Below are 25,230 nucleotides of genomic sequence, written 5' to 3' on the forward strand. Positions count from 1 at the left end.
ATGGCACCATCTACGCGGCGCTCGGCGAAACGCAACCTGCGCCCCCGCCGGGCCGCGACAATAGCGTTTCCGCGTCCCGACACAACCTCTTGGCCACCCTCTTTTGGCGAAAGGGAAGCTGTGTGGCCTGAAATCAAGAACACAAGATATCGTGATAAAAATCAATATCTTACGGGAAATTATTGGCCAACCATCAGAGTTACATCGAGCCGGCGGCAGCTTCGCTGGGCACTTTAACTGCCGGCTACTTGCCTTTGGGCTTCCTGGAGCGGGATTTTTTGGGCCCTACCTTGAGCGCCTTGAGCGCCGCGAACGGATGATCTTCGGGATCGGCGGCCTCAACCATCGGCTCAAATACGGCCCCGGCTTTGCGCGGATAGGGATCGACGGCGAGATACAGTGCATCAGTGGCAACCCTGCCGAGGTCGATCATGCCGTTCTCGATCGGCTCGGGCGGATCGGGCGTTTCCTCGTCGCTCTCCTCGGCCTCGTCGACCAGCGCGGCCATCTGCGGGATCTGCTCGGGTGGCGCGAAGATCAGATCGATCGGTTCGTCGATGTCGTTCTCGATCTCCTCCAGCGTCACCACACAGGTCTGCCCGATGCGTGCCCGCACGTGGCCGGCCACGTGGAAGCGGCCGCCGCTCTTTGGGGTGACGTCGAACGTGGCCTGCGCCGACAGCACCTCGCGCAGACCGCCCATTTCGGCCATCGCGTTACGGATGGCCTGATCGGCCTCGATGTCGCGATGCAGGCCCGTTTCGGGGATCTGCGCGACGGCAACGGGGACGCGCCACGGGTCAGGCTTCTCTGTGCCGGTCTTGTTCATCGCCGTGCGCCCGCCTTCTCCGGCACCGGAAACCTGGCCGAGCCGCTTAGCAGCGACGCCTCGTCGAGACTGTCCAGGGTGACGATCGCCGATTCGGCATAGGCGGCAAGCAGCCGGGCTTTTTCGATATTCTCGCCGTTGAGGATATTCTTGCACATTGCCTGCGCCAGCGCCTCCCGCCCCTCGGTCAGCGCCATGTCATAGGCCGCCGTCCGGCCATAGAAGGCCTCGCCGAAGGCCTGCATCCGCTTCGGCACCTTGAGGTCACTCACCCCCATCTCGCGCAGATTATCGTCCATATCGTTGCAAAAATGGTCGAACAGCCCCTGCGACAGGGTCGTGGCACCCTCGACCGATTTCAACCGCCGCAGGACCAGCCACAAATGGACCAGAAGCAGGTCAAAACGGCCGTTAACCGTGTCCGGAACCCCAAAGTCCCGATAAAACAACGGTTCTCGCGCCTGCGTCACGATCATGCCATAGATGGCCTCGATGGTGCCGCGCAACGGCGGCCGGGGTTTCCTGAAGTGATTGAACGGCCAAAGCATTGTGGGTTCCGCGAGCGAGCCCTCCAGATTCTTTGCCGGGAGCCCGCGCATGTTGCAATCCAGCGTGCTGCCCGGTACGTCAACGCACCGCGCGATGCAAGAGGACGGGCTAATTCCTGACATGACTGAAATGAGCCACCTGAGCACCAGCGTGCCCTCGCCTCGCAGCCTGTCCGCACGCCGGCGCGGTTTTCGCACAGCGGCGGCCGTGGCATTGATCTGCGCGGCGCTGGCCGGCTGCACCGGCGAGCAGTTCCAGAAGGGCTATATCCTGCCGCCCAATGCGCTGGAGCAGATTCCGATCGGCGCCAGCCAGGATCAGGTGCTGATCGTGATGGGAACGCCGTCGACGGTCGCGACCCTGAACGGCGAGGTGTTCTATTACATCTCGCAGCGCTCCGAGCGCAAAGTCGCCTTCATGAATCAGCAGGTCGTCGACCAGCGCGTGATCGCGATCTATTTCGACAAGAACCGCCAGGTGACGCGGCTTGCCAATTACGGATTGCAGGACGGCAAGATCTTCGACTTCATCAGCCGCACCACGCCCACATCCGGCCAGGAGCTCAGCTACCTGACGCCGCTGTTCAAGCTGCTCAGCTTCAACTAGGCCCGCAAGCGAAAGCCGCTGCGTCCGCAGGAAATGCATGCGGCATTTTCAGGACTGCAGCTCGCCCGCTTCTGCGCGCACATTCATCTGCGTATGTTTGTCTCATTCGCAGGCACCATCTGTGGCGTTGACGCCGCAAATATTTTGATGCAACCTAAAGATGCACGATCCAAACAACATATCGGTACCTGGCGATGCTCGGCGAACCGGCTGCGGCGTCAGCGTGCGACCGCGCGCGACTGGAAACTCTGGAGCGCGAGATTCTTGCAATCGCCGACCACGAGAGACAGTGCCTCGGGCAGGAATTGCACGACGGACTCTGCCAGTCGCTCGCCGGCATCGCAGCCTTGACCGCGGTGCTGGCGCGCAATTTGGCGGTGAATGCCGAACCCGGTCCTGCCGCGGCCGCTGCCGAGATTGTCCGGCTGCTGAACCAGACGATCGGCGAGGCGCGAGACCTCGCCCACGGTCTTTGGCCGACCGGACTGAATGGCGCCGGGCTGGTGGATGCTCTCGATTCGCTGGCGCGCAATGTCAGCCGCGGGCAAGGCGCGTTCTGTGCGCTTGTGGAGGACGGGAGCACTTTCCGGCTTCACCCGGAAACAACGGCGCATCTCGTGCGCATTGCCCAGGAAGCCGTACGCAATGCGATCACTCACGGCCGCGCGAGCGAAATCGAGATCCGGTTGGCTTGCATCGACGGCTCGGGATCTCTGAGCATCCGGGACAATGGCATCGGTCTGCCCGAACAGAACGGCGATGACGGCATTGGATTGCATACGATGAGCTACCGCGCCCGCGCGATCGGCGGCTCGCTCGAGGTAGCGGCGCAGCCCGGGCGCGGTGTCGTGGTGACATGCGTCTTTTCCCTGCCGCCGAGCGACGAACCGTCCGAAGGCGCCGAGAATGTCCGCGGGCCCTCTTGAACCCTTGCCCACGGCCAGCAAAACGCTGCTCGTTGTCGACGATCACCCGCTGCTACGTCGCGGATTGATGGCCCTGATCCAGTCGGAGCCCGGCCTCGCCGCCCATGATGCCGTCGGCACGCGGCTGGCTGCGCTTGAGGCCATCAGGAAAAGACCGCCAGATCTGGTGATTGTCGATCTTGTGCTTGGCGATGAGGATGGCCTGGATCTCGTCAAGGAAATCAAGGCGCGCCATCCCGGCATTCCCTCGCTGGTGCTTTCGGTTCACGATGAAGCGGTCTATGCCGAGCGCGCCCTCGGCGCAGGCGCTCTCGGTTATGTCGCCAAGCATCAACTCGATGAGACCGTACTGGCGGCCATCCGCCAGGTGCTCGCCGGCGAAACTTACATGAGCGAAGCGCTGCAACGGCGGTTGGCGAAGCAATATATCGGCGGCCGGAGCCTCGAAACCGCCTCGCCGGTCCGCATGCTCAGCGACCGCCAATTGCAGATATTTCGCCTTGTGGGTCAGGGTCGGACCACGCGCCAGATTGCGGGGGTCCTTAGCCGGAGCGTCAAGACGGTCGAATCCCACCTCGCGCACATCAAGGACAAGCTGGCGATCGAGACCGCCGCTGAACTCGCCCAGCGTGCGACCCAATGGGTCGAATCCGGCCGAATCGGGGGCAGCTCTCCGATTCGCCAAGATGGGGGGTTACCCTAACGTAAAGAATCCGCTCCGGCCTGATGACTTCCCGCCCGTGACGGCGCAGAGCCGGTTGCGGGTCGCGGGAGCCGAGCGGGCTGGGGCATGTTGCGAAAGCGAACTGCACAATCAAGGCAGGGCCGGCGGCGGATCCTCATCGTCGACGATCACCCATTGATACGGCGCGGTCTTGTCGCTCTGATCAATGCCGAACCTGATCTCATCGTCTGCGCTGAGGCGGCTACCCTGCAGGATGGGCTGATCGCGATTGCCGTCGCGCGGCCCGACCTCGTGATCACTGACCTTTCGCTCATTCACGGCGACGATGGTTTGGAGTTGGTGAGAGACATTCGCTCCCGCCATCTGGGCCTGCGGATCCTGGTGCTGAGCACGCACGATTCCCCGCTCTACGTTCGCAGCGCCTTTGCCGCCGGCGCCGACGGTTACCTCGCCAAGCATCAGATGACCGAACTGCTGCTGCCCGCGGTCAGGAGCGTGCTGCGTGGCGAGGCCTACGGGACCCCCAAAAACTGACGGGGCCGCCGCCATCGGGAAATCCCCTACGCAAGAATCAGGGCGCGGCCCCGATGCAGATGACCAGGCATGGAGGGCATCGTCGCTCCAGGCACTGGCGTCGATCCGAAGGAGCGACAAGGCCGGCGTGGGGCGATCAGCAACGCCCGCGACGCGCTTCGATTTCCCGAGGCAAGCCGCAAGGGCTTTGTGAAAAACAGCAAGCCCCGCAATCAAAAGCAGGCAACGCTGATTGCACGTCTTGCATCATCAGGAGGAACAACGATGACCGATACTTACACCATTTACCTCGTCAACAAGTCGGCTGACTCACAGCTCTTTTGGTGTTTCCTGGCGCCTCCCCAGGAACTCATCAACGACCCCAAGGTGTATGCCAACTCCAGCGCCAATCTGGAAGTCGTGCCGAACAGTCCTGCGTCAAATTATTTCGAAGTCCCCGTTCAGTACGTGGTCGGCGCCGGTGCAAGCACGCATGCTGTCGGACTGAACGTCGTGGTCGTGTCCAACGTCACCAACGACGCCAGTTTACAGGATACGTGGCAGGCAAACTACGCGAACTGGCCGCCCAACGAAGGGCCTACAATGGCCAACAGCGGCGTGCAGGCTCCTGCAAATACAATCGCTCTCGTGTCCAACCCGTACGACAAGGTGAAAAACGAGAATAACGGCTGGTTTGCTAATCAGTCGTTCGGAATTCAAACCGAGGCAGGCTTCGTCGGCATGACCTGGGATCCCGAACCCAACCAAACGAGAACGCTGACGCCCAAGCTGACATTTTATGTGGCCACCGGGGACTACAGCGCCAATTCCCTTGCCAGCTGGAATGACGTTTCCAATGACGCTCAGCCGGTCAATGCCCCAGGCGACTTTCTATACAACAAATGTACGGTGACATATGGCGAGGACGGCGAATGGTCCGTAGCTCCGGGAGAACCGCCGACTCTTGCGCTTACGGAAGACCTCGACTGGTTCCTTTCAGAAGCACACAATGAACTGGTCGCGCTTGCCTATCTCAGCAAGGGAACGACTGACACCGACAGGCTCGAGTCCGTGCGCTGGGATTCAAGTCCGTTGGCGGCCGAGAAGGGTGAGATTTTCCTCGCTGGAACTCTTACCGTTCAAACAGCGCTGACCGCGACCTTTAGCTACTTCGTCCTCGCCGGGATCAAATTCCGCATCAAGCGCCAGCCAAGCGGAACAACTGTCGAATTCGACTACGACGGCAGCAAGGGCGCCACGCACATCAAGAGCCTCTTCAAGTGGGGAGCTAAATTGTTTTTCGGGGGGCCAAAATGAATTGACGCCGCCGCGCCGGGCACCGCGACCCGGCACCGGCATTCGAGCATTGAACAAACCGTTCGCATGAAGGTTTGGCCGCGGAGCAAGCATCCTGTGCTGTTCCGCGGCGCCGGTAGCTCTCTGCCGCAAGCGCCGGAGCGCTGGCAGCCTGCGCAGTTCTGCGAGCGTCTGACTGCGTTCCGCGACACGGAAATCATGCGCCAAGTCGCCCGCTTGCTCTCAGCGCGCGCGCTGCCTACGGTCCCTGCCAACAAGAATCCAAAGCAGGGAGTGAACTTGTGACGATTAAAACTATTTCTCGACGCCGCGTTTTGACCGGAGCTGCAGCCGTTTCGGCGGCGGCAATCTTGCCGCGCTCGAGCTTCGGCTCCGACTGGCGGCCGACCGAGACTGTGCGTCTCATCGTACCGGCGGCGGCCGGCGGCAGCACTGACGTGATGGGCCGGCTGCTGGCCGCGCATCTGCAGACCGCTTGGGGCCAGTCGGCTGTCGTGGAAAACCGCTCCGGCGGCGGCGGCACCATCGGCACTGCCGAAGCCGTGCGAGGCAGGGCTGATGGCCACGTCATCCTGGTCGGCAATCCCGGTCCGAATGCGATCGCCTACAGCATCTTCCGCAACATGACCTACAAGGCCGACCAGTTGCAGCCGGTCAGCAACATGATCCGCATTCCGAACATCGTGTCGGCGCATCCGTCGACCGGAATCAAGTCGATCCCGGAGTTGATCGCCTACATCAAGGCCAATCCGGACAAGCTGACCTACGGCTCCTCCGGAGTCGGGCAGAGCCCTCACCTCACCGGCGCCTGGTTCCTGCAACTCACCGGCCTGAAGATGGTGCATGTGCCATTCCGCGGCGCAGGTCCGGCGCTGCAGGCAGCGCTTGCCGGCGACATTCAGATCCTGTTCGACAATCTCTACCCGACGCTGCCGCAAACCCAGGAAGGCAAGCTCACCGCGCTTTGCGTGACGACGCCTGAACGTACCCCGGCGGCGCCGAACATCCCGACGATCCGCGAGGGCGTACCCGAACTTGCGAAGTTCGACGTCTCCTCCTGGTTCGGCATCTTCCTGCCGAAGGCCACGCCCGCTCCCGTCATCGAGGCGCTCAACAAGGAGATCAAGGCGATGCTGGCGCGCGATGATGTGAAGAAGACTATCGCCAACATGGGCGCCACCGCCGACTGGGGCACGCCGCAGCAATTCTCTGACTTTGTGCAGGCCGAGACGGCGAAGTTCGGCGAGATCATCAAGCGCGAAGGCTTGCAGATGGATGTGAATTGAGAAGGTAGCTCCTGTAGCCCGGATGGAGCGAAGCGTAATCCGGGCTACGAACTACACACCCCAAAGCAAAAACCCCGCGGCTCGCGCGCCGCGGGGTTTTCGTTTCGATCCGACGGGCGGAGATGGATCGCTCCGCATAATGCCCTAGTACCTAGGACGACTTGTTGATCTTCTTGACCTTCGCATCCGTGGCTTCAATTGACAAAGCCAACTCCAGAATGGCCTTGGACAGCAGTTCGATGGCCTCCTTCTGGTCCTGCGATTTGGAGGCGCGGAGTGCATAATTCCGGGCAGATGAGAGCGACATAGATTGGTCTCCGTGTTGTCCGCTTACAACGAACGAGTTTCATGCCAAGCAAAAACCCCGCGGCTCGCACCGCGGGGTTTTCGTTTCCATCAGCTCGCAGCTCAGTGCGCCAGGATCGCCAGCAGCAGCAGCGCCACGATGTTGGTGATCTTGATCATCGGGTTCACCGCCGGACCCGCCGTATCCTTGTAGGGATCGCCGACGGTGTCGCCGGTCACCGCCGCCTTGTGGGCGTCGGAACCCTTGCCGCCGTAGTGACCGTCCTCGATGTACTTCTTGGCGTTGTCCCAGGCGCCGCCGCCCGAGGTCATCGAGATCGCAACGAACAAGCCGGTCACGATCACGCCGAGCAGCATGGCGCCGACCGCCGAGAATGCAGCCGACTTGCCGGCCGCACCGCCGCCCGCGATCGCGTAGATCGCGAAGTAGACGAAGATCGGCGACAGCACCGGCAACAGCGACGGGATGATCATTTCCTTGATCGCCGCCTTGGTAAGGAGGTCGACGGCCTTGCCATAATCCGGCTTGTCGGTGCCCTGCATGATGCCGGGCTTCTCGCGGAACTGGCGCCGCACTTCCTCGACGATCGCGCCGGCCGCACGGCCGACGGCGGTCATGCCGAGCGCGCCGAATAGATACGGCAGCAGGCCGCCGAACAGGAGGCCGACCACGACGTAGGGGTTGTTGAGCGAGAAGTCCGGAGCGACGCCCTGGAAGTAGACGTTCTTGGACGAATTGGCGATGAAGAACTTGAGGTCTTCATTGTAGGCCGCGAACAGCACCAGCGCGCCGAGACCGGCGGAGCCGATCGCGTAGCCCTTGGTGACCGCCTTGGTGGTGTTTCCGACGGCGTCGAGCGCGTCGGTCGACTTGCGGACCTCCTTCGGCAGGCCGGCCATTTCGGCGATGCCGCCGGCATTGTCCGTGACCGGGCCGAAAGCGTCGAGCGCGACGATCATGCCGGCCAGCGCCAGCATCGTCGTGGTCGCAATCGCGATACCGAACAGGCCGGCAAGGCTGTAGGTGACCAGGATGCCGGCGATGATGACGATCGCGGGCAGCGCGGTCGCTTCCATTGAGATCGCCAGACCCTGGATCACGTTGGTGCCATGGCCGGTGACCGAGGAAGCCGCAATCGACTTCACCGGACGATAGTCGGTGCCGGTGTAGTATTCGGTGATCCAGATGATCAGGCCGGTGACGATGAGGCCGACGACGCCGCACTGGAACAGCGCCATACCGGTGTACTTCACGCCTGCCAGTTCGCCGAAACCGATCAACCAGTGAATGACGGCGGCAACGCCGAGCAGCGACAGGACGCCCGTTGCGATCAGGCCCTTGTACAGCGCGCCCATGATGGACTGGCTGGCGCCGAGTTTGACGAAGAAGGTGCCGATGATCGAGGTGATGATGCAGATGCCGCCGATGGCGAGCGGCAGGGTCATCATGTTCACCAGCAGCGGCGAGTTCGCGAAGAAGATCGCGGCGAGCACCATGGTGGCGACCGCGGTCACCGCATAGGTCTCGAACAGGTCGGCGGCCATGCCGGCGCAGTCACCGACGTTGTCGCCGACGTTGTCGGCGATGGTCGCCGGGTTGCGCGGATCGTCCTCGGGGATACCGGCCTCGACCTTGCCGACGAGATCGCCGCCGACGTCCGCCCCCTTGGTGAAGATGCCGCCGCCGAGACGAGCGAAGATCGAGATCAGCGAGGCGCCGAAGCCGAGCGCCACCAGCGCGTCGACCACGACGCGGTCATTGGCCTTCAGCCCCATGATCTGGGTGAGATAGGCGAAGTAGATGGTGACGCCGAGCAGCGCGAGGCCGGCCACCAGAAGGCCGGTGATCGCACCGGCCTTGAAGGCCAGTTCAAGGCCGCCGGCCAGCGAAGTCGTCGCCGCCTGCGCGGTGCGCACGTTGGCGCGGACCGAGACGTTCATGCCGATGAAGCCGGCGGCGCCCGACAACACGGCGCCGACCAGGAAGCCGATCGCAACCAGCATGCCGAGGAAGTAGGCCAGCAGGGCGAAAATCACGACGCCGACCATAGCGATCGTCATGTACTGGCGCTTGAGGTAGGCCTGCGCGCCTTCGGCCACCGCCGCCGCGATTTCCTGCATGCGCGGATTGCCGGCGTCCGATTTCAGAACCGAAGACGTGGCCCAGATGGCGTAAAGAATCGAAAGCGCTCCGCAGAGCACAATCACCCACAATGCTGTCATTGAATTTGCCTCAGATGCTCGTTTCCGCCCCACGCCATCCCGCGAGCGCGGCCGGCGCATTATTTAGGAGATTTAGGAGGCCTACCCTCCCCAAAAGGGTGACCTCAAATCGGCGGGGACCTTGCCAAAATCGCCACCCCCGCGCAACGCCGCCGGGGACAAAAACCGTCTAATTTTGAAAGGAATCACCGCTAATCGGTCTAAAAATTTGCCGCGTGGCGGGACCGCCGAAGAAGGCGCAGCCAGCCCGCCGTCAGAAGTGGCTGTAGGACAGCCGCTCCAGCGCGAGTTCTTTGCCCGCTTTGTCGACGAACGTCGGGGCGGCGCTCCCCGCCACCGCCGTTCCGATGGAACCGACTGATACACCAGCGCGCCGCGCAGCCTGCGCGAAGGCGTCGACGCGGGCCTCCGGCACCGTGCACAGGATCTCGTAATCGTCGCCGCCGGCCAGCAATGTTTCCATCCCGACAATACCGCGCGACACCAGATCCGCTGCCGCGCCGGACAGCGGGACCTGCTCCAGATCAATCACGGCCGAGATGCCCGACACGCCGCAGAGTTTTGCGAGATCACCGGCGAGGCCATCGGAAACGTCCATCGACGCGCTCGCATATTCGCGCACGATTTCAGCCATCGCCAGACGCGGCTGCGGCACGCGATAGCGCCCGACCAGCGCCTCCCGGGCAGCATGATCGGTGGCGGCGTGAATCTTCCCGCCCTTCAGAATAGCAAGCCCCAGCGCCGCGTCGCCGATCGTGCCGGTCACCATAACCCGCTCGCCGGCCTTGGCCCCGCTGCGATGAACCATCCTGCCCGGCGGCACGCGGCCGAAGGCGGTGACCGAGATCATCAGCGGTCCCGGGGTCGATACCGTGTCGCCGCCGAGCAGCGGACAGCCGAACTGCCCGGCATCCTCGCCGAGCGCCGCCGCGAACGGTTTTAGCCAGGCTTCGTCGGTGGCACGGAGCGCCAGGGCCAGCACGAAGCCGGCCGGCCTGGCCCCCTTCGCCGCGAGATCGCTGAGATTCACCCGCAGCGCCTTGCGTGCGACGGTATCGGGCGGATCGTCGGGCAGGAAGTGCACGCCCTCGACGATGGCATCCACCGTCACCACGATGTCGTCGCCATCGGGCTTCAGCGCGGCGGCGTCGTCGTCGAGGCGGAAGGCGCCGGGATCGGTTGCAAGCGGCCGGAAGTAGCGCGCGATCAGCGAGTCCTCGCCGGACGCGGGTTTGGCGCTAGCCACGCGCGAACTCATCGGCGCGGAACTGGCGCGCGATCTGGTCGAGCACGGCGTTGACCATGCCGGTCTCGTCCTTTTCGACGAAGGCATGCGCGACGTCGACATATTCGGATACGACCACGCGGCCCGGCACGTCCTTGCGGTGCTCCAGCTCGTAGGAGCCGGCGCGCAGCACCGCACGCAAAATCGCGTCGATCCGCTTCAAGGGCCAGCCCTTGGAGAGTGCGTCGTCGATCAGGGGATCTAGCCTGGCCTGGTCGCGGACCACGCCCGATACGACGTCGCGGAAAAACGCGGCCTCCGCCGGCAGGTATTTGTCGCCCTCGACCTCGTTGCCGAGCCAGTGGCTCTCGAACTCGGCGAAGATGTCGTTGATCCCTGCGCCCGCGATGTCCATCTGGTAGAGCGCCTGCACGGCAGCGAGCCGCGCCGCGCCGCGGCGGTTGGCTTTCCTGTCGGGAGCTCTCGCTGGCTTCTTGTTGTCCGCCATCGCCTAAGCCTTTGCCAGCCGGCGTTTGATCCGCAGCATCGCCAGCGCCGCGCGCGCGGCGTCGCCGCCCTTGTTGAGTTCGCTGGCGCGCGCCCTCGCCCAGGCCTGCTCGTCGGTATTCACCGTAATGATGCCGTTGCCGAGCGGCATCTTGCGCGCGACCGCCAGGTCCATCAGCGCACGCGAGGATTCGATCGAGACGATTTCGAAATGGATGGTGTCGCCGCGGACCACGCAACCGAGCGCGATCGCCGCGTCATAGGGCTTGCCGTTCCTCTCGGCGGCATCGAGTGCGATCGCGATGGCGGCCGGAATCTCCAGCGCGCCGGGAACCGTGATGACGTCATGCATCACGCCCGCGGCCTTCAGTTCGGCGACGGCGCCTTCCAGCAGTGCGTCCTGGATGTCGTCATAGAATCGCGCCTCGACGATCAGCGCGCGCGCGCCTGTGATGTCGGTCTGGTCCTTCAGCGGTGCGCGCCGTGCGTCTGCCATTGTTTGCCTTCGTCGTCATTGCCGGGCTTGACCCGGCAATCCATCCTGCCAGGAAGCCATCTTGTTAAGAGGATGGATACGCGGGTCAAGCCCGCGTATGACACAATTGTCCTTGCCGTCACTTCATTTCCGACAGCCGCGCCGCGTAGCGGGCCATCAGGTCGACCTCGATATTGACCTCGCTGCCTGCCGCCCAGCCGCTGAGCGTGGTGACGCTGAGCGTATGCGGGATGATCAGCACCGAAAATGTGACATCCTCGACCGTATTCACGGTCAGCGACACGCCATCCAGCGTGACCGAACCCTTGGCCGCGATGAAGCGGGCCAGTTCGCGCGCGGTCCGCAGCTCGAACCGGGCCATATCGGGCAGATCGTCACGCTTGACGATGGTCGCAATGCCGTCGGCATGGCCCGCAACGATATGGCCGCCGAGTTCGTCGCCGATCTTCAGCGCCCGTTCGAGATTTAGTTTGGTGCCTTTTGCCCAATGCGTGGCCGTGGTCATGCCGAGCGTTTCCGCGGCGGCATCGACGTCGAACCAGGTCTTGCCGCCCTCGACGCCGGAGGCCACCACCGTGAGGCAGACCCCGTTGCAGGCGATCGAGGCGCCGTCGGCGATGGTGGTCTGGTCATAGCGGCAGGCGATCCGCATGCGGTGCAACTGCCCCTGCGCCGTTGGCGTGAGGGCCGTGATCTCGCCGATGTCGGTGACAATTCCGGTGAACATTAAACGCGCTCGTAAACAGTGAGAGTGTCTTGGCCGAGTGGTTCGCTAGCACGTGTCCTGAACGCGGGCGACCCGGTGATTGCCGAGAGCGGCAATGCGTCCAGCGCGGGAATACCGTCCGCGCCGATCTTGTCAGGGCCGCGCAACAGCCAGATTTCATCGATCAGGCCGCCAGCGATGAAGGAGGATGCTACCCGGGAGCCGCCCTCAACCATCAGCCTTGTGATGCCCTTGCCGGACAGCGCATGCAGCACGGCCGGCAAGTCCAGTCCGGGTGGTTTGGCGGTGGCGGCGACGCGCACCACCTGCGCGCCGGCGGCGCCGAGCTTCATGGCCGCGGGAGCGTCGGCGAAATCCGAGGTCATCACCCAGAGCGGCGTCTGCCGCGCGGACTGAACCAGCTTGCTGGTGCCGGGCAGCCGCAGCGCGCGATCCAGCACCACGCGCACCGGTGAGACGCCCTCCATCCCCGGCAGGCGGCTGGTCAGATGCGGATCGTCCGCCAGCACGGTGCCGATCCCGACCAGGATGGCGTCGCATTGCGCGCGCAACAGATGCACGCGTGCCTTCGCCGCCTCTCCAGTGATCGCGACCGGCTTGTGGCCGGCGGCGCCGATCTTGTCGTCGGCGGACACGGCGAGTTTGAGGATCACATGCGGGCGCTTGTCGCGGATGCGGCGGAAATGCCCGGCGTGATCGCGCGCAGCTTCCTGGGCACCGAGGCCGACATCGACCGTCATGCCGGCGGCACGGAGTTTGGCGTGCCCCTGCCCGGCCACTTCGGGATTGGGATCCTCGATCGCCGAGACCACGCGCGCAATGCCGGAGGCAATTACCGCGTCGACGCAGGGCGGCGATTTGCCGAAGTGCGAGCAGGGTTCGAGCGTCACATAGAGTGTGGCGCCCCGTGCGGCCTCGCCGGCACGCTTCAGCGCCTCGGGCTCGGCATGCGGCCGTCCGCCGGGCTGAGTCCAGCCACGACCCACGATGACACCATCCTTCACCACGACCGCGCCAACCGCCGGGTTCGGCCAGGTCCGCCCCAGCCCGCGTCGGCCGAGCGCCAGCGCCAGCTGCATGAAGCGCTGGTCCGCGGCTTTGGACTCCCTGAGTTTCTGCCCGTACTGGTCTTCCAGAATGCGGAAGATCATTTGCGCAACGTGGCGACCCGCGCGTCGTCTTCGCCGGTGAGTTCGCCGAGCACAGTCTCGAAATCCTTGGCCTCGCGGAAATTGCGATAGACGGAGGCGAAGCGGACATAAGCGACGTCGTCGAGCTGGCGCAGATGCTCCATCACGATCTCGCCAATCGCCTCCGAGGAGACTTCCGCCTCGCCGCCGCTTTCGAGCTCGCGCACGATGGCGGAGACCATCTTCTCGACCCTTTCAGGATCGACTGGACGTTTGCGCAGACTGATCTGCAACGAGCGGACCAGCTTGTCGCGGTCGAACGGCACCCGGCGGCCGTTGCGCTTGATGACCGTCAACTCGCGCAACTGCACCCGCTCGAAGGTCGTGAAACGGAAGTTGCAGGCGATGCACACCCGCCGCCGCCGGATCACGGCCGAATCCTCGGTCGGACGCGAATCCTTCACCTGCGTATCGAGACTGTTGCAGCTCGGACAGCGCATCCAACAGAGCCTTTACTGATAGATCGGGAAGCGGTCGGTGAGTGCCTTGACGCGCTCCTTGATCGCGGCTTCCACCAGCGGCGCCTTGCCGTCCTCCGACTGCGCCAGCGCGTTGAGCACCTCGGCGATCATGCCGCCGACCTGCTTGAATTCGGCAACGCCAAAGCCGCGCGTGGTCGCCGCCGGCGTGCCGAGACGCAGGCCGGAGGTGACGAATGGCTTTTCGGGATCGAAGGGAATACCGTTCTTGTTACAGGTGATGGCGGCGCGCACCAGTGCCTTTTCCGACACGTTGCCCTTCAGGCCCTTCGGCCTGAGGTCGACCAGCATCAGATGATTGTCGGTGCCGCCGGAGACGATGTCGAGGCCGTGGCCGCGCAGCGTTTCCGCCAGCGCTTTCGCATTTTCGACGACGTTCTTGGCGTAGACCTTGAATTCCGGCCGCAGCGCCTCGGCGAACGCCACTGCCTTGGCGGCGATGACGTGCATCAAGGGACCGCCCTGCAGGCCCGGGAAAATCGCCGAATTCAGCTTCTTGGCGATCGTCTCGTCGTTGCACAGGATCAGGCCGCCGCGCGGACCGCGCAGCGACTTATGCGTGGTGGTAGTGGTGACGTGGGCATGCGGCACAGGCGAAGCATGGACGCCGCCGGCGACGAGGCCGGCGAAATGCGCCATGTCGACCAGGAGATAGGCGCCGACAGAGTCCGCGATCTCGCGGAAGCGCTTGAAGTCCCACGCGCGAGAATAGGCCGATCCGCCCGCGATGATCAGTTTCGGCTTCACCTGCTCGGCCTGCTTGGCCACCTCGTCCATGTCGATGATCTGGTCCTCGCGCCGCACCGTGTAGTGCGAAGCCTTGAACCACTTGCCGGACATGTTGACTGGCGAGCCGTGGGTGAGGTGGCCGCCCGCGGCGAGGTCGAGGCCCATGAAGGTGTCGCCGGGCTGCAGCAGCGCCAGGAACGTCGCCTGGTTCATCTGGCTGCCGGAGTTCGGCTGCACGTTGGCAAACTGGGCGCCGAACAACTTTTTCGCGCGCTCGATCGCCAGCGTTTCGGCGACGTCGACCCATTCACAACCGCCGTAGTACCGCGCGCCCGGATAGCCTTCCGCGTATTTGTTGGTCATCACCGAACCCTGCGCTTCCAGCACGGCCCGGCTGACGATGTTTTCGGACGCGATCAGCTCGATCTCATGCTGCTGGCGGCCGAGTTCGCCCTTGATCGCGGCGGCGATTTCCGGGTCAGCCTGGGCAAGGCTGGCCGTGAAGAACGAGTCGGGCGCGGAGGCAGTCTTGGCGCTGGTGGTCATAGGGCGAAATATCTCCACCGCCGCGGGCCCTTAGGGGCGTAGCGGGCGGTCTGGTGTGGCGGTCGAAAGAAGCGCCTGCGGGATACCATATCCGGGCCGGAATGGCCAAGCATTTGCGGTATCCCGCTGGTATTATGCCAGATATGGTGGGGATGTAGGGGGTTCCAAGGGGCGCCTGCTGCCCGTCATCTCCGGTCAGAAACTCCACTCACCGTCATTCCGGGGCGATGCAAAGCATCGAACCCGGAAATCTCGAGATTCCGGGTTCGCTTCGCGCCCCGGAATGACGACGCCCCCTCACGCAAACCGGTACGGCCCGCCCTTGGCGACCGAGTGCTGGAACGCCGGGCGGGCGTGCATGCGTGTCAGCCAGGCAGCGAGGTTCGGATAGGGATCGAGCTTGCCGAACACTTTTGCCATCTCACCGACAAAGCTCATCTGGATGTCGGCGCCGGTCAGCGACGCCCCGACGAAGAATTCCCGGCCCTTCAGCGCGCCGTCGACATAGCCGAGGTGGTTGGCGAGTTCGCTGTCGATGCGCGGATGCAGGGGCGCGCCCGCCTCCTTCAGCCGGCCAACATAGAGGTTGAGCATCAGCGGCAACATCGCCGAGCCTTCGGAATAATGCAGCCACTCGTTGTAGGATTCGTAGTCGGCGCTGCCGGGCGCCGGCATCATCGCGCCCTTGCCATAACGGCGGATGATGTAATCGACGATCGCGCCCGACTCGGCAATCGTGGTGTCGCCGTCGGTGATAACAGGCGATTTGCCGAGCGGATGAACCGCTTTCAACTCCGGCGGTGCGAGCCGCGTCTCGACGTTGCGCTGATAGCGCTTGATCTCGTGCGGGAGCGCGAGCTCTTCCAGCAACCACAGGATCCGCTGCGAGCGGGAGTCGTTGAGATGATGGAGCGTGAGCATGGGGTTTCCTCTGGTTGTCGTTGGCACGCGGTTGGCTTGAGAGTGTCATTGCGAACGAAGTGACGCAATCAACATCCCAGACCGTAGGATAAGTGGAGCGAAGCGATACCCATCAATGCCACTCATACGGCGCATGTCGTGATGGGTTTCGCTGCGCTCGCAATGACGAGGTGGTAGCAGCGCAACACACTATCGTCATCCCCCGCGCATGCGGGGGATCCAGTACGCCGCGGCCTCTCGGTTCTGTCATCAACGTCTCTGGAATACTAGATCCCCGCCTTCGCGGGGATGACAACCGAATATGAGGATGCACTCTCGCGACGTTCATCGCCCGAGGTTTGCATCTTCGTTTGCCCTCGCTCCAATCAAGAGGGCGCAGGGAAGACCGGGTGCTTGCCGCACCCGAGGTCTCGTGTGCCGTTGCGCATAGCAAAAAACGCACGCGAGCATACAGGTACAGCGGGAGCATCCCGGCCTTCCCTGCGCAATGGCTTTACGGCTTACTTCGTGCTCTTGTGTCCGCAAAATCTGCCAGAATGTGCGAACGGGCGGTTCTGACCAACCGCCCGTCGCTGGATCTGATCCCGTTCGTGCTCAAAGGCCGAGAGCCTGTCGGGGAGCGAGGGACAGATCCGGTGGTCTTCCTCAACCCGAACAGTTGCACGGGCTTCGAGCCCGAACCGAGCAAGGAAGGGAGTGGATGATGGCACAAGATGAGGTCGTTGTCGTCGGTATTGATGTGGCCAAGGACAAGGTGGATGCGTGCATTCGCTCGCTGTCTCAATGGCAGACGTTCCCAAGTACCGCGGAGGGGCAGCGTGCCCTGATCCGCTGGCTTCGCAAACACAGGGGCGGCAAGGCAGCCATGGAGGCTTCCGGCGGTTATGAGCAGGACTGGGCCAAGGCGCTGCGCGAGGCCCGCATCGAAGTCCGGATCGTCGACCCGAAGCGGGTGCGCAGCTTCGCCCGCTCGGCCGGACGCCTCGCCAAGAACGATCCGATCGATGCGGAGATGATCGCCTGGTTCGCCGAGACCTTCACCGAAGCACCGGGCCAAGCCTACGACGCGGCACGCGAGAGGTTGGTCAAGATCGTCAATGCACGCCAAGGACTGCTCGATCTACAGACTAGCTTGAAAAACAGTGGCGAGCATTCCGTGCCGGACGTCGTGCAGAAAATGCAGGCGCGGCTCTTGAAGAAGATTGCCGTCGAAGTCGCCAAGCTCGATACTGCGATCGCAGCCCAGGTCAAAGCGACACCGCATTTTGCCGAGCTCGCCGAGATCATCGAGAGCGTGCCGGGACTTGGCAAGATCACTTCCGCCGGACTGATCGCGACGATGCCGGAACTGGGCCAGGTGAACGACAATATCGTCGCGGCCTTGTTGGGGGTAGCACCTTACGATGACGATAGTGGCCAACGGCGGGGCAACCGCCACATCAAGGGCGGACGCCGAAAGGCCCGCAACCTCTTCTACATGCCTTGCATGGGAGCTGCGACCCAGCACAACCCCGTGCTCAAGGCGTTCTATGACCGCCTGATCGCCAAGGGAAAGGAGCCGAAGGTTGCGCTCACCGCCTGTATGCGCAAGCTCATCGTCATCCTCAACACCATGATCGCGCGACGCCAAAAATGGGACGCCAACCGCTACAAAGTGAGCGACCCCGCTCGGCTTCCGCCGAGCGCATGCCCAGCCTAAAGACCGGTGAGCGGATGGGGTCAAGGCCGTCAGCCGCCGGAGGCGGTGGCGCGTAGCGCCAGCCTTGAGGCCAGCCGATCACAGGGCTACATCAACACAGTTGCTCCCCGGAGAACGGCTCTTTTGCCTCCGTCGCCACGCGAAAAACTTCCACGCGACTTAACGCCAGCACCGCGGCGCCCGGACCACACGACTTCGCCGTACGCCTCACGTCACGTCCGTCGTCGTGACATCAGCGTCCATCGCATCTCACCGCACGTTCGTGACGATCGCGAGCCGCCCCTCCATCGGGTGAGACAAGCGGAGTTATGCGACTGATTTGGGTGAGAACGAAAGCGGAGAATTTTTGCGCGGGCGGCTGGACACAATATCTAGCTGATTTGCTCCTCAACCTGCGCGAGATTTTCGCCGGCCGCCGCGTGAACCAGATCACATGCCGGCGTTTGGACTACGCCTATAACCCATCCGGGGTGCTGACAGATGGATTTTCCAATATGGCTAGCTCATTCCCACCAAACGAGCGCAAGGCCAAGACGCGGCGCGTGCTGATGACGGCCTTCCTGATTTACGGCGCGATGGTCGTCGGCCTGCTCGGATACTTTATCGTCTTTCCAGATACGAGCACCCACGGGACGCAAGGACAAGGCGCGCCCCTCCAGACTGCAGCGAAGGCGGTCAGATATGAGGCCGTGATCGCCAACTGGAACCGTTACCGCAACAAGGACGCCAGAGCGGACGCGCGCTAGCATCGGCTCAATCGAGCAGCAAACGGCCGACCGGCTCGGCGCGATCGCTGCCGCCTTTGACGACGACGATCTCGCCGCTGGCGGGCGAGACGCCGGTCAGCGCCGAAATGTTCGCCCCGTGTGTCACGACGAGCAGGTTTCCGCCTGCCGTCCATTTGGCGATCAGCGCACGCCCTCCCGCCGTCAGCGTATCCCTTTGATCACGCAACACCACGACATTGCCGAACGTCGCCTCGGTCTCGACCGTGCCGAGGTTCATCAACATGCCCGTGTCGATGCATCGGCACCATGGCGAGCTCAGGATCTTTTGGAACGCGATCTCTTCCCGCTTGAGCCGCGCGCCGATCTTTTCCGCGTCCGCCCTGCCCTTGGCGCTGAGGTTGCGCTGGGTGGCGCAATCCTCGACGCGGAAGCCGGGCGGATCGCCGAAGCCTCCTGGTGCATCGGCATGCCGCATCAGCGCGACATGCCCGCCGGCGCGCAGGGCGTTCCAGGCCTTGGCGGCCTCGTCCGCGGTGGCGGTCTCCACCGTGGCGCAGAAGCCGACAAAGACCGCGACGATGACGAAACGAATGAACGACATGGCCGCTGACCTCGCTAGAAGTAGGCAATCAGTCGTCCCGCACAGATGACGCCGAGCCACAGCAGGATCGAAAGCAGCGCCGTCGCCTTGGCGCCGCCAGAGGCTTCCTTTCCCCACTGCTCGACATGGCGCCATGGGATCGCATGTGCGATCACGATGTTGGTAAGCGCCGCCGCAATCAGCAGCGCCTTGGCCTGGAATGCCGGGTTTTTCACGACATGCGAAGCATCGGCGCTGAACAGCAGAAACCCCATGCAGATCGCGAGCAGAAAGCCCGCGCGCGACACCGGCAACAGCAATTGCGCCATCGGCTGGATCGCAATCGCGCGCCCGAGCCCGAGCAGCCTCAAATCGAGCGCCAGGATCGATCCGACCAGCACCACAAACCCGATGATGTGTAAGATCTCGACCGCGGGATAAAGCGCGGGCGAAGCGCGCATCGTGTGCCCCAGCGCGCTTTCCTGCAGCGTCAGGAAGATCGATGCTGCCGGCTGCTGTTCCACGCGCGCCTACCGCAACTCGATGCGCTTGCCGTCGAGCACGATATATTCGATCCGCGCCTCGTCCGGCTTGGTTGTGTGAGGATAGCCGAACACGGTGCAGGTCTTGCCGGGCGCGATCAGGTCAGCGGTAGCACCACGCGCCTGCATGCGCGAGGGCGGCGCCAGGACGAAGTGCCAGTGCTTGCCGTCGACCACCATCTCGATCTCGCAATGCGGGTTCTCGAAGGTCGATTTCAGGATCTTGCCGGTGACGGTGAACGATTTCGACGTATCGTATCCGCCCCAGCCGTGATGGGCGATGGCCGAAGCCGGCACGAGCGCTGCCGCCAGCGACAACAACAAACGACGCGTGATCAAGGCCATGGCGCGCCTCCGTCGATCAGATCGCGGAATCTATGGCGGCGCGCGCACGGCAGCAAGACCTGCTACTGCAATGGGCGCGTTGCGCCGATCAACCGTCCCTACCGTTACAGCCCCGTATATCCCGCCTTCACCGGATCGTTGCTGCCGTCGAGCTGGCGCAGGTAAGTCAGGCCGCACACGGTCAGCCGGTGTGGATCCTTCTCGCCGGCCTCGACCAGCGTGGTGAGATAGGCCGTCACCTTGGCGCGCGCCTCATCGCTGGCCGCGGCCGTGCAGTTCAGAAGCAGATCATAGGTCTGCATGATGCGGTCGATCGCGGCTTCCATGGAATTCTCCTGTAGGGATGACACTGTTGCGGTCAGGCCGGTACGCCGGCTTCGAATCTGCTGATCGCCCGGTTGGCGAGCCTGATCCGGTTGAATTCGCCGAGCTGGAACATCTTGACGATGATTTCGAGCAGCCGCTCGTCGGTGGCGAAGCTGTCGGCGATGGCGCCGGTCCTGCGGAGGTAGTTCAAGGCGATGGCATAGGCACCGTCCACCACCCCGAAGTTCATGACCTGCAACCCACGCTCGACCAGCATGCCCCACCTGTTTTATGGCCGGGCCGACAATGCGCAAGGAGCGGAATGGTTCCTTTTTTTGGAACCCGGAACTCAGGCAGCCGAAACAAAATGCTTCGGCCTGATTTCACTCAGGAAATCGGCAGTTCGGTCTCCGGATCGAAGAAATGCAGGCGGCCGGCCTGCGCCGACAGGCGGACCTGATCGCCGCGCGCAACGGCACTTTCCGCCGGCACGCGCGCGGCGGTAACGGTGGCGCCGCCGACTCGCGTCTCCAGCAGGATTTCCGAGCCGAGCTGTTCGACGACCTCGACATGGGCATCGAAACCAAGGCCCGGGGCGCCGGTGCCGAGTGAGAGGTGCTCCGGCCGCATGCCCATGATCACGCGGCGGCCGCTATGCGCCGCGAGTGCGGACGCATCCGCGGGCCCGATCGTCAGCCGAAGGCCCTCCGTCTCGACCGACGTCACACCCGCCGCGCTGCGCACGTTGACGTCGATAAAATTCATCGCGGGCGCGCCGATGAAACCGGCGACGAACTTGTTGGCCGGCTTGCCGTAGACCTGCAGCGGCGTGCCGATCTGCTGAATGCGGCCGTCGCGCATGATGACGACGCGGTCCCCGAGTGTCATGGCTTCGACCTGGTCGTGGGTCACGAACACCGAGGTGGTCGGGATCTCCGCATGCAGGCGCTTGATCTCGATGCGCATCTGGGCACGCAGCTTGGCGTCGAGATTGGACAGCGGCTCGTCGAACAAAAACACCTGCGGATTGCGGACGATGCAGCGGCCGAGCGCGACGCGCTGCTGCTGGCCGCCGGACAATTGCTTCGGCTTGCGCTGCAGCAGATCATGCAGCCCGAGCATGCCGGCAGCGCGGTCGATCGCCGTCTTGATCTCGGCTTCCGGCGTCTTCTTGTTGCGCAGGCCGAAGGCGAGATTGTCGTAGACGCTCATGTGCTGGTAGAGCGCGTAGTTCTGGAACACCATGGCGACGTCGCGGTCGCGCGGCGGCAGGTGATTGACCACCTTGTTGCCGATACGGATGTCGCCGCTGCTGATGTCCTCCAGCCCTGCGATCATGCGCAGCGTGGTCGACTTGCCGCAGCCGGACGGGCCGACCAGCGCCACGAACTCCTTGTCGGCAATCTCGAGATCGACGTCCTTCACGGCGTGAAACAGCGAGCCATAATGCTTGTTGAGCTTGCTCAGTGAGATTGCTGCCATCGCCTCGCCGCTATCGAACCTGCTGCTGTTTTTGGAAAGCCCGCCGCAAGCTGCGCGGCGGGCTTCATGTTGTTGACTACTGTGCCGCCTTGCTGACCAGCGGGGCGTTCTCGGCGAGCACTTTTGCGATGTCCTCGCGCTTGCCGGTGACGGCCTTGGTGACGGCGTCGTTGAACGCCTTGTGCACGGCGGGCCATTGCGGGAAGTAATAGGCGCCGCGCACCTTGTCAGGGGAGTCGAGCACAGCCTCCTTCAACAGCTTCATGAAGGGATCCTGCTCGGCGATCTTCGGCCAGAACGTGGTGTTGGGCGGCGGCGCGCCGGTCGCCTTGAACATTTTGGCCTGGCCTTCCTCGTCCAGCATCATCGCATTCAGCATCTGCTTGGCGAGCTTCTTGCGCTCTTCCGGTATGGATTTCGGGATTGCCCAGCCCCAGATGTCGTCCCAGCCGAACGGCTTCTTCCGGTCGGGACCGAGTGGGAAGCGCGCGGCGGCGATCTTGCCGGCAACCTTCGACTTGTTGGGATCGTTGAATTGGCCCCACCACAACGTGTCAGCCACCGTGAACGCGGCGTCGCCAGCCATGAAGATGGCGTTGGCTTCGTTGCGGTCATAGGCCGGCATGCCGCGCGGCGAGATCTTGTGGGTGTTGATCGCATCCCACCAATACTCCACCGTCTTCTGCATGCAGGGGTCGGTCAAGCCCGATTTCCAGCCGGCTTCCGCGAGCTTCTTGTTGTCGCGCTCGTAGGCCGGCAGCAGCACGTCGCAATTGTTGGCCCACATCGACCAGAACCAGCTGAACCAGGAGTGGTTCATCGACATGCCGCCGACATAGCCGAACTTCACCTTGCCATCGGCCTGCAGCTTCTTGCTCACCGTGACGAGCTCTTCCAGCGTCTTCGGCACTTCCTCTGGCTTGACGAGGTCGGATCGGTAGAAGAACACGCTGAAAGTCTGGCCCATCGGCACGACCGTGTTCTGCCCCTGCGCGTTGGCAAACACGATGGGCGACATGCTCCATTTGGAGCCAAACTTGTTGGCTTCGACATCGTCGGTCGGCTCCAGCAGATGCGCCCAGGTCTGACCCCAGTCGTCATTGTGCCAGATCACGTCATACTGATCCGAGTTCGAGGTCAGCGACGCCGTCATCTTCTCGACATAGACGCCGTAGGAGTTCGGCACCTTGACGATCTTGACGCCGTTCTTGGCGCCCCAGGCCTCGAACATCGCGATCGAGGCGTCCTGGATCGGGCTCGGCTGGTAGCCGATCCGCAGCTCTTTCACCTGTGCGACGGCACTGCCGGTCACAGCCACCAGGGCCGCAGCCGCCGCCATCAACCATCTCGCCAGTCCCTGCATCGCCTCTCCTCCTCCTTTTATTGTGTCTTTCGTTGCCTCGGCTTGGTCTTTCCTTCGGTAGTCAGATCCTCAATCCCCTGATCACGTATTTCTGGCCGAACAGCGCGATCAGGAAGGCCGGCAGCAGGGCCATCACGGCAGTCGCTGCCATCAGATTCCAGTGCAGGCCCATTTCCGTGACAAACTGCGCCATCACGACCGTGATCACCGGTACGCGGTTTCCGGTCAGGATCAGCGCGAACAAAAATTCGTTCCAGGTGAACAGCCAGCACAGCACGGCAAGTGCGGAAATGGCCGGCAGCGCGGAGGGAATGGCGACGCGGATGAACGCGCCCCAGCGACTGCAGCCGTCGATCATGGCGGCATATTCCATGGAGGGATCGATGCCATCGAAAAAGCCCTTCATCAGCCAGGAGAAGAAGCAGATGTGGACGGCGATATGCGGCAGCAGCAGCCCGACATAGGTGTCGTAAATGCCCCAGCTCTGTACCACGAAGTAGAGCGGCAGGACCCAGGAGATGTAGGGCACGCAGCGGAACACGTAGATGGTACCGAACCACATCCGCGCCGCGGGTCCGGTGAAGCGCGACAGCATGTAGCCGCTCGATACGGTCACCAGCAGTGAAAACACCGTCGCCAGCGTCGAGATGACGGCGCTATTGATGAAGGCCTCGACGATGCGTTCCTGGCCGAGCACCTCCTTGAAATTGCCCAGGGTGAACTCGGTGCCGCGGTGCACGTAATAGACACCGGACTCCGGGCGCAGCGAGGTCAGGATCAGCCACAGCACCGGAAAGGCGAAGGCGAAGCAGATCGCAGCCAGCGCGAGGGCAAAGAAAGTCTTGCGGCTCCAGTTCGGCAGGCCGGGGAGGAATGCGGGGCGTGTCACCATCGGCATGAGCGGTCTAAGCCTTCGCAATGCGGTCGACGAGACGGTACATCACCACGCCGAGTACGAGGATGATCAGCCCGCCGACGATCGCCGCCGCCGAGCCGCGGCCGAGATCGAGATTGAGGAAGGCGAGCACGTAGGCATAGAGGCTGAACAGCTCCGTGGAGCGGCCGGGCCCGCCGCCGGTCAGCGTCCACACGATATCGAAGGTGCGGAAGGCATCGATGGCGCGGATCACCACGCAGACCACGATGACAGGGCGTAACATCGGCAGCGTGAGGTAGCGGAACACACGCCAGGTGGTGGTGCCGTCGATCGCGGCGGCCTCGAACGGCTCCTTCGGCAGGCTCTGCAGGCCCGCCAGCAGCAACAGCGTGAACCACGGCGTCCACAGCCAGATGTCGGTCAGAAGGATGATGCCGAAGGCGCTCCAGCGCTGCACCAGCCAGGGCTGGCCTTCGAGGCCAATGGCTTCCAGCACCACATTCGCAATGCCGAACTGGTCGTTGAAGATCCATCGGATCATGATCGCTGCAACCACCGGCGCCACCATCAAGGGCACCAGCAGGATCGTCTGCACCAGCTTCTGCCCGCGGAATGGACGATTGAGCAGCAGCGCCAGCGCCAGCCCCGTCACCAGCGCGCCGGCGACGCTGAGCACCATGAACAGGAACGTGTTCGGCAGCACCACGTAGAGAAACGCCGGATCCGATATCACGGCCGCATAGTGGTCGAAGCCGATCCAGGTCTTTTTGGGATTGTAGAGCGCCCAGTCGCGAAAGCTGGCGTTGGCGCCGATCACGATCGGCACGACCTGAAACAGCAACATCAACAGCGCAGCCGGCGCGATCAGAAGCAGCACGAAGCGCTGTTGCTCGCCGAACATGGGACGCCGTGATGCCGACAAGCCCGTTTCCCCATTTTGGGCGTCAAGCCGTCACGACTCTTATTATCGGCCGCTACGTGCGTGAAGCCTGTATTTTTTTGGGATTATGGGCGGGGCGTCGAAGGCTAGTCAATCCGGATTATGCAACGGGCACAATCAGATGGTGCGAGGGAAGTGTGAACGCCCGGCGGTACTGCAAAGCATCCGCGAGCAGCGACGCGACTTGAGGTTGGCAAAAAAACAAAACGCACCGGCTCCGGAAAACCGGGGCCGATGCGCTTTGAGCAAGGCTTACTGCCTTGCCAGTTCATTGTCCGCTGTTGGCTGCCTGCCGGTCTTCTGAATGG

General features: G+C 63.3%; 29 protein-coding genes. 8 read left to right on the forward strand and 21 right to left on the reverse strand.

The features are described 5' to 3' along the window. Nucleotides 1–244: 244 nt before the first annotated feature. Both LMTR21_RS22810 and LMTR21_RS22815 read right to left on the reverse strand, forming a co-directional pair. A complete protein-coding gene (locus tag LMTR21_RS22810) occupies nt 245–829 on the reverse strand; it encodes a YceD family protein (RefSeq protein WP_065750596.1) in 585 nt (194 codons plus the stop codon). After that, the gene (locus LMTR21_RS22815; protein WP_065750718.1) at nt 826–1,377 is read right to left on the reverse strand and encodes a ubiquinol-cytochrome C chaperone family protein; all 552 of its coding nucleotides are present in this window, start codon (nt 1,375–1,377) and stop codon (nt 826–828) included. The genes LMTR21_RS22810 and LMTR21_RS22815 overlap by 4 nt, the downstream gene beginning before the upstream one ends. A 130-nt stretch (nt 1,378–1,507) precedes the next feature. Between LMTR21_RS22815 and LMTR21_RS22820 the strand changes: the two genes are divergently transcribed. The 6 genes from LMTR21_RS22820 (at nt 1,508) to LMTR21_RS22845 (ending at nt 6,711) form a co-directional block, all read left to right on the forward strand. Beyond that, complete coding sequence (locus LMTR21_RS22820; protein ID WP_430642464.1) at nt 1,508–1,984, forward strand: outer membrane protein assembly factor BamE; 477 nt, start codon at nt 1,508–1,510, stop codon at nt 1,982–1,984. A gap of 194 nt (nt 1,985–2,178) precedes the next feature. After that, on the forward strand, nt 2,179–2,910 hold the full coding sequence (locus tag LMTR21_RS22825; protein ID WP_065750594.1) for a sensor histidine kinase: 732 nt from the start codon (nt 2,179–2,181) through the stop codon (nt 2,908–2,910). A 67-nt stretch (nt 2,911–2,977) separates the two neighbouring features. Further along, nucleotides 2,978–3,613 carry a response regulator gene (locus LMTR21_RS41860; RefSeq protein ID WP_430642591.1) on the forward strand — a complete coding sequence of 212 codons (636 nt, stop codon included), beginning with the start codon at nt 2,978–2,980 and terminating at the stop codon, nt 3,611–3,613. A gap of 87 nt (nt 3,614–3,700) precedes the next feature. Then, a complete protein-coding gene (locus LMTR21_RS41865) occupies nt 3,701–4,129 on the forward strand; it encodes a response regulator (protein ID WP_084030389.1) in 429 nt (142 codons plus the stop codon). 69 nt (nt 4,130–4,198) lie between these two features. After that, a complete protein-coding gene (locus tag LMTR21_RS40180; RefSeq protein WP_187399162.1) occupies nt 4,199–5,425 on the forward strand; it encodes a hypothetical protein in 1,227 nt (408 codons plus the stop codon). A gap of 281 nt (nt 5,426–5,706) precedes the next feature. Beyond that, nucleotides 5,707–6,711 carry a Bug family tripartite tricarboxylate transporter substrate binding protein gene (locus LMTR21_RS22845; RefSeq protein ID WP_065750590.1) on the forward strand — a complete coding sequence of 335 codons (1,005 nt, stop codon included), beginning with the start codon at nt 5,707–5,709 and terminating at the stop codon, nt 6,709–6,711. 151 nt (nt 6,712–6,862) lie between these two features. On the opposite strand, the gene LMTR21_RS40185 is transcribed toward LMTR21_RS22845, so the two are convergent. The 10 genes from LMTR21_RS40185 to LMTR21_RS22890 all read right to left on the reverse strand — a co-directional run bounded on the left by LMTR21_RS40185 (nt 6,863) and on the right by LMTR21_RS22890 (nt 16,060). Continuing rightward, the gene (locus LMTR21_RS40185; protein WP_187399163.1) at nt 6,863–7,018 is read right to left on the reverse strand and encodes a hypothetical protein; all 156 of its coding nucleotides are present in this window, start codon (nt 7,016–7,018) and stop codon (nt 6,863–6,865) included. A 101-nt stretch (nt 7,019–7,119) separates the two neighbouring features. Further along, a complete protein-coding gene (locus LMTR21_RS22850) occupies nt 7,120–9,240 on the reverse strand; it encodes a sodium-translocating pyrophosphatase (RefSeq protein WP_065750589.1) in 2,121 nt (706 codons plus the stop codon). Nucleotides 9,241–9,493: 253 nt separating this feature from the next. Next, nucleotides 9,494–10,486: a thiamine-phosphate kinase gene (thiL, locus tag LMTR21_RS22855; protein WP_246173993.1), complete on the reverse strand. Its 993-nt coding sequence runs from the start codon at nt 10,484–10,486 to the stop codon at nt 9,494–9,496. Then, entirely contained in the window at nt 10,479–10,973 is a 495-nt protein-coding gene (nusB, locus tag LMTR21_RS22860) for a transcription antitermination factor NusB (protein WP_065750587.1), read from the reverse strand. The genes thiL and nusB overlap by 8 nt, the downstream gene beginning before the upstream one ends. A 3-nt stretch (nt 10,974–10,976) precedes the next feature. After that, the gene (gene ribH / locus LMTR21_RS22865) at nt 10,977–11,468 is read right to left on the reverse strand and encodes a 6,7-dimethyl-8-ribityllumazine synthase (RefSeq protein ID WP_065750586.1); all 492 of its coding nucleotides are present in this window, start codon (nt 11,466–11,468) and stop codon (nt 10,977–10,979) included. 118 nt (nt 11,469–11,586) lie between these two features. Continuing rightward, the gene (locus LMTR21_RS22870) at nt 11,587–12,195 is read right to left on the reverse strand and encodes a riboflavin synthase (protein ID WP_065750585.1); all 609 of its coding nucleotides are present in this window, start codon (nt 12,193–12,195) and stop codon (nt 11,587–11,589) included. Beyond that, entirely contained in the window at nt 12,195–13,346 is a 1,152-nt protein-coding gene (ribD, locus tag LMTR21_RS22875; protein ID WP_065750584.1) for a bifunctional diaminohydroxyphosphoribosylaminopyrimidine deaminase/5-amino-6-(5-phosphoribosylamino)uracil reductase RibD, read from the reverse strand. Before ribD ends, LMTR21_RS22870 begins: the two co-directional genes overlap by 1 nt. Then, entirely contained in the window at nt 13,343–13,825 is a 483-nt protein-coding gene (gene nrdR / locus LMTR21_RS22880) for a transcriptional regulator NrdR (RefSeq protein ID WP_057839076.1), read from the reverse strand. The genes ribD and nrdR overlap by 4 nt, the downstream gene beginning before the upstream one ends. Nucleotides 13,826–13,837: 12 nt before the next feature. Beyond that, nucleotides 13,838–15,139, reverse strand: coding sequence for a serine hydroxymethyltransferase (gene glyA / locus LMTR21_RS22885; RefSeq protein ID WP_065750583.1), 1,302 nt, complete (start codon nt 15,137–15,139; stop codon nt 13,838–13,840). A gap of 297 nt (nt 15,140–15,436) precedes the next feature. Beyond that, complete coding sequence (locus LMTR21_RS22890) at nt 15,437–16,060, reverse strand: glutathione S-transferase family protein (protein WP_065750582.1); 624 nt, start codon at nt 16,058–16,060, stop codon at nt 15,437–15,439. Nucleotides 16,061–16,760: 700 nt separating this feature from the next. Between LMTR21_RS22890 and LMTR21_RS22895 the strand changes: the two genes are divergently transcribed. Continuing rightward, nucleotides 16,761–17,759, forward strand: coding sequence for an IS110 family RNA-guided transposase (locus tag LMTR21_RS22895; RefSeq protein ID WP_084030388.1), 999 nt, complete (start codon nt 16,761–16,763; stop codon nt 17,757–17,759). A 308-nt stretch (nt 17,760–18,067) separates the two neighbouring features. Then, a complete protein-coding gene (locus LMTR21_RS22900; protein WP_141688460.1) occupies nt 18,068–18,505 on the forward strand; it encodes a hypothetical protein in 438 nt (145 codons plus the stop codon). 7 nt (nt 18,506–18,512) lie between these two features. On the opposite strand, the gene LMTR21_RS22905 is transcribed toward LMTR21_RS22900, so the two are convergent. The 9 genes from LMTR21_RS22905 to LMTR21_RS22945 form a co-directional block, all read right to left on the reverse strand. Further along, complete coding sequence (locus LMTR21_RS22905; protein WP_141688459.1) at nt 18,513–19,088, reverse strand: histidine phosphatase family protein; 576 nt, start codon at nt 19,086–19,088, stop codon at nt 18,513–18,515. 14 nt (nt 19,089–19,102) lie between these two features. Beyond that, complete coding sequence (locus LMTR21_RS22910; protein WP_084030811.1) at nt 19,103–19,591, reverse strand: hypothetical protein; 489 nt, start codon at nt 19,589–19,591, stop codon at nt 19,103–19,105. 6 nt (nt 19,592–19,597) lie between these two features. Further along, entirely contained in the window at nt 19,598–19,954 is a 357-nt protein-coding gene (locus LMTR21_RS22915; RefSeq protein WP_065754793.1) for a DUF6152 family protein, read from the reverse strand. Between the two features lie 104 nt (nt 19,955–20,058). Then, the gene (locus tag LMTR21_RS22920) at nt 20,059–20,280 is read right to left on the reverse strand and encodes a hypothetical protein (protein ID WP_057839070.1); all 222 of its coding nucleotides are present in this window, start codon (nt 20,278–20,280) and stop codon (nt 20,059–20,061) included. Nucleotides 20,281–20,312: 32 nt separating this feature from the next. Further along, nucleotides 20,313–20,537 (reverse strand): hypothetical protein, encoded by a 225-nt coding sequence (locus tag LMTR21_RS22925; RefSeq protein ID WP_065754792.1) that lies wholly within the window; start codon nt 20,535–20,537, stop codon nt 20,313–20,315. Between the two features lie 110 nt (nt 20,538–20,647). Further along, nucleotides 20,648–21,742, reverse strand: coding sequence for an ABC transporter ATP-binding protein (locus LMTR21_RS22930; RefSeq protein WP_065754791.1), 1,095 nt, complete (start codon nt 21,740–21,742; stop codon nt 20,648–20,650). 76 nt (nt 21,743–21,818) lie between these two features. After that, entirely contained in the window at nt 21,819–23,105 is a 1,287-nt protein-coding gene (locus LMTR21_RS22935) for an extracellular solute-binding protein (RefSeq protein WP_065754790.1), read from the reverse strand. A 61-nt stretch (nt 23,106–23,166) separates the two neighbouring features. Beyond that, nucleotides 23,167–24,003 carry a carbohydrate ABC transporter permease gene (locus LMTR21_RS22940; protein WP_057839066.1) on the reverse strand — a complete coding sequence of 279 codons (837 nt, stop codon included), beginning with the start codon at nt 24,001–24,003 and terminating at the stop codon, nt 23,167–23,169. Between the two features lie 7 nt (nt 24,004–24,010). Further along, nucleotides 24,011–24,904, reverse strand: a complete 894-nt coding sequence (locus LMTR21_RS22945; protein WP_246174006.1) for a carbohydrate ABC transporter permease — start codon at nt 24,902–24,904, stop codon at nt 24,011–24,013. Nucleotides 24,905–25,230: the final 326 nt, after the last annotated feature.

The organism is Bradyrhizobium paxllaeri (assembly GCF_001693515.2).
Taxonomy (GTDB): Bacteria; Pseudomonadota; Alphaproteobacteria; order Rhizobiales; family Xanthobacteraceae; genus Bradyrhizobium; species Bradyrhizobium paxllaeri.